The sequence below is a fragment of the Actinokineospora lacus genome, assembly GCF_053813445.1.
Genome location: NZ_JBQERA010000005.1, coordinates 584,731 through 596,958, shown reverse-complemented (window position 1 = coordinate 596,958; position 12,228 = coordinate 584,731). Strand labels below are relative to the sequence as shown.

Genomic DNA, 12,228 nt, shown 5'->3' with positions numbered 1-12,228 from the left:
GTCGTCGATCTTGACGTAGAGTGCGGTGAGAAGGGTGTTCAGGTCGGTCGTCACAAACTGATCTTGAACACCCTTCGCCCGTCTCCAGCCACCGCCTCGACTTACGCATTACTCGTCTAGGGCCTGTCCTCAAACCCCGATCGCGATAGCCGGGCTGGATCGGCCGCGCGCGCTCGACGGCCTGGACACCAAACCGCGGCCGGCTCGATGGCGCGTCGGTCACGTCGGCATTTGCGGACCGGCCCGCGGGTCACGGCTCTGTGGACACCAGCCCCCCCCCCCCGCGGCCTGGATGCTGGCCCCGTCAAGCAGGACCGGGTGCAGCGGAATCCGTCTCGTCGGCGCTCGCGGCCTCGGTGCCCAGCCGGATGCGGAGACGATCCGCGCGGCCTGTCGCGTAGCACTCGTCGACGTCGGCGCCGTCCGGCGCGGCACGGCGTGGGCGTTTGGTGCCGCCGACGCCGAAGGCGCTGACCGCAGCCCACCCCGGGCCGCGGGAGGGTCCAGAGGGCGGCCTCGCGCGCCGGGAAGAACGGCGATCCGGCGAAGGCGAACCGGGAGTTGGGCCGGTCGCGACGCAGGTTTGGGGCCAGCGTCGCGTACCGCAGAAACAAGCACTGACTTGATGAACCCGGCGATGCCCACGGCGCTGAAGCCGAAGTGCTGGAGAGGTGGGCGGCGGTGAGGTTCTGGTTGAGCCCGATCACCGACTCGCGGCGCAGCCGCCGCAGCGCGCGCAGACCAAGGGTGACGTCCCTGCTCAGCACAGGGCAACCCCACCGTCGCCATGCCCAAACCTCTGCCGAGCATGTCGAACATCCCCCTCACAGGGTGATTCCACGCGTGACTCACGCTCGAGACCGCGTTCAAGGAACCGGCATATTCAGCGGATTCCTCCAGGTCAGGACTGGAAAGAAATAAATTCCCTCTCTGCCCCCCACCGTCTGCCCTGGCATTTTTCGTGCATGTCACAGCACTCCAACCCCCGAAAAGCGCATCGATCTTGCCACACTTGACAGGGCCGTGAAAGTGACCAGAAAGGCAGCAGTGGCAGATTGCATTTCGCAAGCAGAAAGAGACATCCCCGAAAAGGCATCGGACAGCTGGCCAGAGTTGCCGAAATGGTCGCATCCACTCGCGAGATCAGCACACAGGGAATCGGAAGAGGGTAATACATGGCGCAGCCTCCTGCCAATGGAACCACCGGCCGCCTTCGGGAGGACGGGATGCGATATTGGGCGGCCAGGCTGGCTGGCGCTCCCGAACTGCTTGGCTTGCCGACCGACCGCCCCCGGCGCGCGAAACAGCCGTTCACCCAGGGAACGCATGACTTCACGATCGACGTCCACCTGACCGCTGGGCTGCTCGCGGTGGCCGACGGCCAGAGGGCGACTCCGTATGAAGTACTGCTGGCCGCGTTGAAGGTGCTGCTCGCCAGGTACTGCGCACAGGACGACATCATCGTGGCCTGCGAGGTCGCAGAGGCCCATCCGGAAATCGCTGCCATCCTGCCCCTGCGCGATGACCTGTCCGATGGTCCGCCATTCAGCGAACTGCTGCAGAGGGTGAGGGCGACCGCGCGGGAGGCGGTTGACAACCGCGACACATTTCCACCTGAACTGCCTCACAGCGACTCCCGTTCCGACCAGGTTCCGAACGCGCTCCCGATGTCCATGACCCAGGTGACGTTCACCCTCGACGCGGATGACCGCACCGCTGCGGACGCGCACTCCCATCCACGGCCCGCCTTCCCGTTCAATGGTTCAGAGATTGCGCTGAAAGTCACCAAGGGGCGGCAGCTCCACTGCGTCATCACCTACAACGCGGAGCTATTCGACGCCAAGACGATCGAGCGCATGGCTGGGCACTTCCGCGTCCTGCTCGGCGCGGTCGTCGCCGATCCGTCACAGCCGATCTCGCAACTGCCGCTGCTCACCGACCACGAACGGCACCAACTGCTGGTCGAGTGGAACACCACGGGCACAGAGCCGGTCCCCGTCGGGGGTGTGCATGAACTGGTCGAACAGCAAGCCGCCCGCACCCCGGACGCCATAGCCCTGGCGCACGGCGACGACCAGTTGACCTACGCGCAGCTCGACGGTCGGGCGAACCAGCTCGCCCACCATCTCCGCGCCCAGGGTGTCGGCCAGGAAACCCTGGTGGGTCTCTGCGTCGAGCGTGGTCTCGACATGGTCGTCGGGCTGCTCGGCATCCTCAAGGCAGGCGGCGCCTACCTCCCCCTCGACCCCGGCCACCCTCCGCAGCGGCTCGCGTTCGTCCTCAACGACGCCAACGCCAATCTCGTGGTCACGCAGACACACCTGACCGGATCACTGCCCGGCGACATCAACACCATCACCCTCGACCGACTCGACCTGTCCGCTTGCCCGACCGCTCCCCGCCCCGGCACCACCGCGCCGGACGCGCTCGCCTACGTCATCTACACATCCGGGTCGACCGGCAAGCCCAAAGGGGTCATGGTCGAACACCGGTCGGTCGTCAACCTCGTCGTGGACTTGGTCCGCACCTACGGCATCGACTCGGACAGCCGCGCACTGGTGTTCGCGGCGTTGACCTTCGACAGCTCCGTGTCGGAGATCTTCATGCCGCTGTGCGCCGGGGCGCGGTTGATCGTCGCGGCCCAGGCAGCGCAGCGTCCCGGGCCGGACCTGGAACGCCTGCTGCGCGACAGCGGCACCACTGTCGTCACCCTCCCCCCTTCGGCGCTGGCCGTGCTCAACCCCGAGAACCTGCCCGGACTCGACCAGCTCATCGTGGGAGGCGAGTCCTGCCCTCCGGAGCTGGCCGCCGTCTGGACCCGCGGACACCGCCTGTTCAACGCCTACGGCCCCACCGAGGCGACCGACACGACGACCGTGGCCGAATGCGGCGCCCACCTCCTCCCGCCCACGATCGGCAGGCCGATCGCCAACACCCAGGTGTACGTCCTGGACGCCGCCCTGAACCCGGTGCCCATTGGGGTACCGGGCGAGCTCCACATCGCGGGCGCCGGACTGGCCCGCGGCTACCTCAACAGGCCCGGCCTGACCGACCACCGCTTCCCCCTGAACCCGTTCGGCCAACAGCCCGGGACCCGTATGTACCGCACCGGGGACCTGGCCCGCTGGCGTCCGGACGGGCAACTGGAGTACCTGGGCCGCGTCGACCACCAGATAAAGATCCGCGGCTATCGGATCGAGCCCGGTGAGATCGAGGAAGCACTGTGCGCCCATCCAGCCGTGCGCGGCGCGGTGGTCCTGGTCCGGGAGGACCGACCCGGTGACAAGCGGCTCGTCGCCTACCTCGTCGTCCCGGAGGGTGAGCCACCCGCCACCGCCCAACTCCGCGAGCACCTCCGCCAGACCCTGCCCGACTACATGGTCCCCTCGGTCTTCATCACGCTCGACGAGCTCCCCCTCACCTCGAACGGCAAGGTCGACCGCGCGGCACTGCCCATCCCCGAGCGCACCCGTTCGACTCCCGACCACCACTACCAGCCACCGACCACTCCCGCCGAGAGCACCCTCGCCGCGATCTGGGCCGACGTCCTCGGGATCGACCACATCGGACGAGGCGACGACTTCTTCGCCCTGGGCGGGGACTCGTTGTCCGCGGCACGTGTGGTGGCGCGGGTGCTCCAGGTGTTCGGGGTGCAGGTGCTGGTCGCCGACGTGTTCGACCGGCCCACCATGGCCGCGCTGGCGGCGCACGTGGGCGAACTCGACCGCACCGCGCACACGTCGGTCGGCGGAGGTGCGGACGGCAGGCCGTCGGCCGGGCAGGAACGCCTGTACTTCCTCCACGAACTCTACGGTTCGAACCCGGCCTACCACATCGGGTTCGGCTGGAAGCTCACCGGACGGCTCGACCACGAGGCGGTGCGGCACGGCCTGGTGGAGATCGTGCGCAGGCACCACGCGATGCGGACCCTGTTGGTCAAGGACCAGACCGGCGTCCTCACCCATCGGCTCGTCCCGCCGAGGGTGCCCGTGCGGCAGGTCGACCTCTCCGACCGGCCCGATGATCTGGACGCGATCGCGGGCGAGTTGTGGGCGGAACCGTTCGACCTGACCGACGGCCCCCTCCTGCGGGTCCTGCTCGCACGGCTGGGCCAAGACGAGCACGCGCTGCTGGTTGTCGTGCACCACATGGTCTTCGACGAGTGGTCGGCCTCGATCTTCGCCGATGAACTCGGCGCCCTGTACGCGGGCGGCGGCCAGTCGGCGGCCCTCCCCGAGCTGACCGTGCAGTACGCGGACTTCGCGGGCTGGCAGCGGCGGCGGCTCGACGAGGGGGTGCTGGAGCGCGACCTGGCTTTCTGGAAGGCCAACCTCGCCGGGGCGCCCGCCCTGCTCGACCTGCCCACCGACAGGCCGCGGCAGGCGATCCCGGGCAACACCGGGGGCCGGGTGCGCTGGACGCTGGACACCGCCCTGACCGACCGGCTCACCGCGCTGGCCCAGGGGTCCGGGGTCACTCTGTTCATGACGCTCCTCGCCGCGCTGGACGTCCTGCTGGCGAGGTACGCCGGACACCACGACATCGTCGTCGGCGCCCCCAGCTCCAGCCGTGCCCGGCCAGAACTCGAACCGCTGATCGGGTACTTCGTCAACACCCTGGCACTGCGGGTCGACCTGTCCGGCGATCCCACCTTCACCGACCTGCTGGAGAGGGTGAAGCGCACCTCCGTCGCGGCGTCCGCGCACCAGGACGCGCCCTTCGACCTGGTCGTCACCGCCGTGCAGCCCGAACGGTCGCTGGCGTACACGCCCGTGGTCCAAGTCATGTTCGCCTTCAACAACACGCCCGTCCCCACCCTCCGGCTCGACGGGCTGCGAGCCCGGCCGCTCCAGCACGAGGACAGCGCGGCGCAGTTCGACCTCACGCTGGAGGTGGACGAGTTCGACAACGCCCTGCAGGCCGCCTTCGTCTACCGGGCCGAGTTGTTCGACCCGGAGACGATCGAGCGCATGGCGGGGCATTTCCGCTCCCTGCTGGACGCGATCACCACCGATCCCTCCCTGCCGATCTCCCAGCTACCGCTGCTCACCCATCGGGAAGAGCACCAGCTGCTGAACGAGTGGAACGCGACGAGCACCGAACCCGTCCCCGCGGTGTGCGTGCACGAACTGGTCGAACAACAAGCCGCCCTGACGCCCGACGCTGTGGCGGTGATCTGCGGGGACGACCGGCTGACCTACGCCCAACTCGACCGTCGGTCCAATCAACTCGCCCACCACCTCCGCACCCGAGGAGTCGGCCCCGAGACCCTGGTCGGCCTCTGCGTCGAGCGCGACCTCGACATGGTCACCGGGCTGCTCGGCATCCTCAAGGCGGGCGGCGCCTACCTCCCCCTCGACCCCGACCACCCAGCGCGGCGGCTGGCGTACGTCCTCGGTGACGCGGGCGTCGACCTCGTCATCACGCAGACGCACCTCGCCGGGGCCCTTCCCGGTGACACCAACGCCGTCACCCTCGACCAGCTGGACCTGTCCGACCACCCCGACGAGCGGGTCCCCTGCGGGGCCACCCCGGAAGCCCTCGCGTACGTGATCTACACCTCTGGCTCGACCGGCGAACCCAAGGGGGTGATGGTCGAACACCACTCGGTCGTCAACCTCGTCCGCAGGCTCACCGAGGACATCGGCCTGCGCGAGGAGGACCGGCTCCTCACGGTCACGACCCTGGCCTTCGACATCGCCGCACTGGAGGTGTTCGGCCCGCTGTCCCGCGGTGCGGCCGTGGTGATCGCGGACCGGGAGACGGTGACCGACGGCGCCCTGCTCGCAGGTCTGCTGGAACGGTCCGCCGCCACGGTCATGCAGGCGACACCGTCGCTGTGGCGGCTGCTCCTCGACAGCGGCTGGCCCGGCGACCGGCGGCTGCGGGCGCTGTGCGGCGGGGAGGCGCTGCCGCCGGAGCTGCTGGACCGGTTGCTGCCGGTCGTCGGCAGGCTGTGGAACGTCTACGGCCCGACCGAGACCACCGTGTGGTCTCTCGCCGCCCCGCTCACGGACGGGACCGAGTCCGTGCCGATCGGCAGGCCGATCGCGAACACCCAGGTATACGTCCTGGACCCCGCTCTCAACCCCGTGCCCATCGGAGTGCCCGGCGAGCTCCACATCGCAGGCGCCGGACTGGCCCGCGGCTACCTCGGCAGGCCCGGCCTGACCGACCGGAAGTTCCTCCTGAACCCGTTCGACCAGCGGCCAGGGGCGCGGATGTACCGCACCGGGGACCTGGTCCGGTGGCGCCCCGACGGGCAGCTGGACTTCCTCGGTCGGGTCGACCACCAGGTGAAGGTCCGCGGCCACCGGGTCGAACCCGGCGAGATCGAAGCCGCGTTGTGCGGCAACCCAGCCGTGCGCAGCGCCGTCGTGGTGGCCTGGGAGGACACACCGGGCGACAAGCGGCTCGCCGCCTACCTCGTCGCGCCGGACGGCGGGGCGCCCACCACCACCCAACTCCGCGAACACCTCCGCCAGACCCTGCCCGAATACATGATCCCCTCGACCTTCACCACACTCGACCAGTTCCCCCTCACGCCCAACGGCAAGATCGACCGCGCCGCACTGCCCACGCCCAACCGCGCCCGGCCCATCGCCGGTCACCACCAGCCACCGACCACCCCGACCGAAACGGCCCTCGCCGCCATCTGGAGCGAAGTCCTCGGCGTGGAGGACATCGGACTGGGCGACGACTTCTTCGAGCTGGGCGGCGACTCGCTGCGCGCCCTGCAGACCACCACCCGGGCGTCCGCCCAGCTGGAGGTGCGCATCCCCGTGCGATTGCTGTTCCGGCACCGCACCATCGCGGCCTTGGTCGCGGCCACCGACCGCCTCCGCCGTCCGTGACCGGGAATCCCACCCGCCATCCTGATCGTTGCCCCGCCAGGAGACCCAGTGGACATCACGCAGCGTTCCTCGTGGATGAACGAGGACCTGGACGCCTTCCGCGAGCTGGCGCGCACGTTCTGCCAGAAGGAACTCGCGCCCAACTACGAGCGCTGGTCACGGGCCAAGCAGGTGGACCGGGAGCTGTGGTACAAGGCGGGCGAGGTGGGCCTGCTGTGCCTGTCCATTCCCGAGGAGTACGGAGGGGGTGGGGGGACCTTCGCCCACGAGGCCGTCCTGCTGGAGGAGCAGGCCCACGCCGGTGACGACGCCTGGGGCAACGCCGTGCACAGCGGGATCGTCGCGCATTACCTCAACGCCTTCGGCACCAGGGAGCAGAAGCGCCGCTTCCTGCCCAGGCTCGCCAGCGGGGGACTGGTCGGCGCGATCGCGATGACCGAGCCCGGCACCGGGTCGGACCTGATGGGCGTCAAGACCAGCGCGACCCGGGATGGTGAGTCCTATGTGGTCAGTGGGTCGAAGACGTTCATCACCAACGGCGCGCAAGCGGGCCTGGTCGTCGTGGTGGCCAAGACCGGCACCGATGGGGCGGTACCCGCCGTTTCCTTGATCGTGGTGGAAACCGACGGGTTGCGGGGGTTTCACCGCGGCCGGGTGCTGGACAAGGTCGGCATGCACGGCCAGGACACGGCCGAGTTGTTCTTCGACGACGTCCGGGTGCCGGTGGAGAACCTGCTTGGCGCGCGGGAAGGGCTGGGCTTCGTCCAGCTCACCGAGCAGCTCGCGCAGGAGCGCTTGCTGATCGCGGTCAGCGCGGTGGCCGCGATGGAGGCCGCGGTCGAGCAGACCATCAGGCACACCAAGGAACGCAGCGCGTTCGGCCGGGAGGTGTTCCACTTCCAGAACACCAGGTTCACGCTCGCCGAGTGCGCCACGGAGGTCAGCGTGTGCAGGGCGTTCCTCGACCAGTGCGTCGAGCGGCACCTCCGGTCCGAGCTGACAAGCACCGACGCGGCGATGGTCAAGTGGTGGACGACGGACCGGCTTTCCCGGGTGGCCGACGAGTGCCTCCAGCTGTTCGGCGGCTACGGCTACATGACCGAGTATCCGATCGCGCAAGCGTGGACGGCCGCGCGGGCGCAGCGGATCCTGGGTGGCACCAACGAGATCATGAAAGAGATCATCTCCCGGTCACTGTAGGAGCGTGTGATGGACTTCAGCCTGTTCTACTTCGCGGACGACAGCAGTGACGTGGGCGAGGGTTACCGCATGCTGCTCGACGGCGCCAAAATTCGCCGACGCACACGGGTTCACGGCGATCTGGACACCCGAACGGCACTTCCACTCCCTTCGGCGGCCGCTACCCCAACCCCTCACTCACCAGCGCCGCCGTGGCCGCAGTGACCTCTCGCGTGGCGGTCAGGGCGGGCAGCGTCGTGGCACCCCTCCACCACCCGGTGCGCATCGCCGAGGAGTGGTCCGTCGTCGACAACCTCTCCAACGGGCGCGCCGGGATCTCCCTCGCCCCCGGCTGGAACGTGACCGACTTCGTGCTGCGCCCGGAGAACTACCGAGAACGACGTGACGTCCTCGTGTCGACCCTGGACATCGTCCGACGCCTCTGGCGGGGCGAGGAGATCGAACTGCCCGACGGCGACGGGCAGCCCGCTCGCGTGCGGATCCACCCGAAACCGGTCCAGCCGGAACTGCCGGTCTGGATCACCAGCGCGGGCAACGCACAAACATTCCGGCAGGCGGGGGAACTGGGCACGGGGCTGCTCACCCACCTGCTCGGCCAGTCCCTGGACGCGCTCGCTGACAAGATCACCGAGTACCGCACCGCGCACCTGGCCCACCACGGCAGCCCCGGCCACGTCGCCCTCATGCTGCACACCTTCCTCGGACCGGACGAGGAATCCGTCATCGAGGTCGTCCGCGGGCCCTTCTCGGCCTACCTGCGCTCATCGGTCAGCCTGGTCACCCAAGCCGCGCGTGACCTGATGCAGGGTGTCGACCCTTCCTCGTTGGACCCGGAAGACCTCGACTTCCTGATCGAGCACTCCTTCGACCGCTACTTCCGCTCCGGCGGCCTGTTCGGGACGGTGTCCGACGGCCTCGCCATGCTGAACCGCCTGTCCACGACGGGAATCGACGAAGTCGCCTGCCTCGTCGATTTCGTGCCGGGCACCGAGACGGTCCTCGGTTCGCTGAGCTACCTCCGCGATCTCAAGGACACCTGGTCCACCCGTCCTGACGAGGGCAGCGCGGAGCTCGACCCGGTTCGTGGTGGCGTGGGCAACTGACGGGCCGGTGGGTACGCGGCGGCAGCCGTTCCTACTGCTGGAGTGCGTCCGGCATCCGGTCTGGAGCTGAAGCGGTCACCGCTGTACTCGGTCCTGGTACGGCGTCTGGTGGTTGTGGCTGGTATCCCTTGACCTGGTCCCAGGCGGGATTCACGGCCAACAGCTCGATGCTGAAGCCCTGCTGGTCGGTGGTGTATCCGACCGCGCCCGACTCGCCCAGGTCCAAGAAGTTCCCTTCACAGCAATACCCGCGGACACGCTCCCAGTAGCGTTCGACCGTCGCCTTCGACCGTGAGCCCATCGCGATGTTGAGCAGTCCCTGGTCACTGATGCGATGGCCCGCGGGCCGCGGTACCGGCTGGGGATCGAGGTACTGGACGAGTTCGATCGCCCGGTCCCCGGCTCGCAGGACGGACGCATGTCGACGCGCACCGCCCAAGCCCCAGAGCGCTTCGTGCCGCCGGTGGTGCAGGGCAGCCGGATCGTCCTCGACCAGGTCGAACGCGTTGAGCCACAGTTCGCGTGCTTCGTCGAGGTCGAACACCGACAGTGTCACGAACCGGGTGGCGACCGGGACCTCGGGCCGCGTGACCCCCGCTGTCGGAGCGAAGTCCTCCATCACCTCGATCAGGACGCCGTCCGGGTCGCGCAGGCAGACCCGACGTGACCCCGGTGTGCCGATGGGCGAGGTCAGCGGACGCCCGCCAGTGCGCCGCAACCGGCGAAGTGTGGCGTCGAAGTCGGCGACGTGGACACCGATCATCGAATAGCCGATGTCCTGGGGTCCTCGACCGTTCGAGAGCCCCGGACGTGGGTGGCTGTACTGGAACATCTCCAGCTGAAAGAACTCCTGCTGCTCCACGAGCCACCGGACCGTCGTGTCCACGTCCGGAAGGTCCTGAACCCTCGAAGCGTCATCGCCGGTGAAGGTTGTGCCGCCCGCGGCCAGGTAGCCGAACGTGGAGCGGTACCAGCGCTGAGTTCGTTCCAGGTCGGCGACGCTCATGGCGATCTGGCACATCGACATCGAGCCGAACATCCTCCACCTTCAATCATCTCGTGGAGACCAGGTTCACCGTCACTCCGAGAAGACGGGAGACATCACCGGCGAGCCTTTCAAGACAGGCGCGTGCGGCATCTCTCTTACGCCCCACAGCCTCGAACGGTTCCCTCACCGGTCGATCATCAGCCGGTCCGTTCGACCACACCGAGCTGAATCTGAGCCTCGACCAGCAGGTCTACGCACCAGGGGCCCGCGGTTCTCACCAGGAGCTGCGTACCGGTTCGCGGCGACAGCCCCCAACCACAACCGACCGGACGCGCACGCTCGCGGCTCGCGGCTCGCGGCTCGCGGGCGACAGAGATCTGAAAGCCGATGCCACCCAGGCGAAAGTGGCACCACCACACTGGTGCCATGACGCCCGGACAGCGCTTGGACTCTCCCCCGAACAGCCTCCTCGCCGACGCCGCCCAGCGCGCCGCGAACTACAGGAGCACCATCAGGGGACGCGATGCCTTCCCCGACGAGGCGGCGCTGCGTGGGCTCGACCAGTTCCCGCGAGACCTGCGCGAGGAGCCCAGGTCAGCTGCCGAGGTGCTGGCCTTGTTGGACGATCTCGGTTCGCCTGCCACTGCGGCGTCGACCGGCGGTCGCTACTTCGGCTACGTCAACGGCGGGACGGACCCAGCCGCGCTCGCCGCGTCGGTGTTGCTGGGCGCCTGGGACCAGAACGTCGCGCTGCCCGCCATGTCCCCCGTGGCGGCGCACCTTGACGAGCTGGCCGCGCGCTGGTGCTGTGAACTGCTCGGCCTCCCGGGCAGCGCGATCGCGGCCTTCTGCGCGGGCGCGTCGATCGCGAACCTCACCTGTGTCATCGCCGCTAGGGACGCACTGCTCAGACGGAGAGGATGGGACGTCGACGAGCGCGGGCTGAACGGGGCTCCCGCGTTGCGCGTGGTCGCCTCCGCGGAGATCCACGCCTCGGTGTCGAAGGCACTGCGCGCGGCGGGTATCGGGCGCTGTCAGGTGAAGTTCGCGCCCACCGACGAATGTGGCCGCGTGGTGCCCGACAAGCTCCCGGACGTTGACGACGGCACTCTGGTGCTCCTGCAAGCGGGCAACGTCAACACCGGGCACAGCGATCCCTTCCTGGAGATCATCCCCCCTGTCCGGGACCGCGGTGCCTGGGTGCACGTCGACGGGGCGTTCGGCCTCTGGGCCCAGGCCTCCACCGCCCAACGCCACCTCCTCGCCGGGTCCACTTGGCCGACTCGTGGGCCGCTGACGCGCACAAATGGCTCAACGCCAGCTACGACTCCGGGATCGCGATCTGCCGTGATCCCGACGACCTGCGTCGGGCGATGGCCTTCAACGCCGCCTACTTCACCAGTGACGCCGAACGCGCGACCGCGCACCTCGGCCTCCAGATGTCCCAGCGCGCCCGCGGGGCGGAGGTATGGGCCATCCTGGCCACCCGGGGTCGCTCAGGGGTGGCAGACCTGGTGGACAGGCTCAGTGAGAGGGCACGGGAGATGGCCGGACTACTCGAGCGCGGGGGTGCGCAGGTCCTGGTGCCGCCTGCCCTCAACCAGGTCCTCGTCCGGTTCGGTGAGGACACGACGACGGACGCGGTTGTCGCGGCTGTCCAGGCCGACCGCACCTGCTGGGTGGGCGGTACGGTCTGGCAGGGCAAGCACGCCATGCGAATCAGCGTCTGCGACGGAGCCACCACTGCTGAGGACATCAGGACCGCGGGTGAGGCGATCCTGCGGTGTTGGCAGTCGGTCCGCAGCTGAACTCGCCACGATGCTGCCCACCGTCGGAGGCACCAGAGGCGACCGTCTCCGGCTCTGTCCCGGCATCGTGGGCGACCACCTCCCCCGCCTGGACAACGGGCTCGGATCAGGACCGGCCTGGGCGCACGTCCGGATCACCCGCGCCTCATGACCGGGCAGGCACCACGCTGACAGCGGGAGCGCGCGGAGGTCGCTGTCGCGGTGGTCCACCCCCAGGCCGCCGCCGCAGCGTCCGACCGCCGCGGCGGCTTGCTGCCGTCTCGGCCGGAAACCGA

Annotated in this window: 5 protein-coding genes and 1 pseudogene; 5 read left to right on the top strand and 1 reads right to left on the bottom strand. The window is 69.0% G+C overall.

Features of this window, described 5'->3' with window-relative positions:
- Positions 1-1,175: 1,175 nt before the first annotated feature.
- The 4 genes from ACTG9Q_RS15935 (at position 1,176) to ACTG9Q_RS15920 (ending at position 9,157) form a co-directional block, all read left to right on the top strand.
- Positions 1,176-6,854: an amino acid adenylation domain-containing protein gene (locus tag ACTG9Q_RS15935; protein WP_455573548.1), complete on the top strand. Its 5,679-nt coding sequence runs from the start codon at positions 1,176-1,178 to the stop codon at positions 6,852-6,854.
- Positions 6,855-6,929: 75 nt separating this feature from the next.
- Positions 6,930-8,054, top strand: a complete 1,125-nt coding sequence (locus ACTG9Q_RS15930; protein ID WP_455573562.1) for an acyl-CoA dehydrogenase family protein — start codon at positions 6,930-6,932, stop codon at positions 8,052-8,054.
- A 9-nt stretch (positions 8,055-8,063) separates the two neighbouring features.
- Positions 8,064-8,258: a hypothetical protein gene (locus ACTG9Q_RS15925; RefSeq protein ID WP_455573547.1), complete on the top strand. Its 195-nt coding sequence runs from the start codon at positions 8,064-8,066 to the stop codon at positions 8,256-8,258.
- Positions 8,255-9,157, top strand: a complete 903-nt coding sequence (locus tag ACTG9Q_RS15920; RefSeq protein WP_455573546.1) for a MupA/Atu3671 family FMN-dependent luciferase-like monooxygenase — start codon at positions 8,255-8,257, stop codon at positions 9,155-9,157. The genes ACTG9Q_RS15925 and ACTG9Q_RS15920 overlap by 4 nt, the downstream gene beginning before the upstream one ends.
- Positions 9,158-9,188: 31 nt before the next feature.
- Here ACTG9Q_RS15920 and ACTG9Q_RS15915 read toward each other — a convergent pair whose 3' ends face one another.
- On the bottom strand, positions 9,189-10,196 hold the full coding sequence (locus ACTG9Q_RS15915) for a VOC family protein (RefSeq protein ID WP_455573545.1): 1,008 nt from the start codon (positions 10,194-10,196) through the stop codon (positions 9,189-9,191).
- Between the two features lie 336 nt (positions 10,197-10,532).
- Between ACTG9Q_RS15915 and ACTG9Q_RS15910 the strand changes: the two are divergent.
- Positions 10,533-11,953: pseudogene (locus ACTG9Q_RS15910) on the top strand (pyridoxal phosphate-dependent decarboxylase family protein).
- The last annotated feature ends 275 nt before the right edge of the window (positions 11,954-12,228 follow it).

Coding starts and splice junctions, on each gene's coding strand:
- ACTG9Q_RS15935 (WP_455573548.1), top strand. CDS start 1,176: ATGGCGCAGCCTCCTGCCAATGGAACCACCGGCCGCCTTCGGGAGGAC.
- ACTG9Q_RS15930 (WP_455573562.1), top strand. CDS start 6,930: ATGAACGAGGACCTGGACGCCTTCCGCGAGCTGGCGCGCACGTTCTGC.
- ACTG9Q_RS15925 (WP_455573547.1), top strand. CDS start 8,064: ATGGACTTCAGCCTGTTCTACTTCGCGGACGACAGCAGTGACGTGGGC.
- ACTG9Q_RS15915 (WP_455573545.1), bottom strand. CDS start 10,196: ATGTTCGGCTCGATGTCGATGTGCCAGATCGCCATGAGCGTCGCCGAC.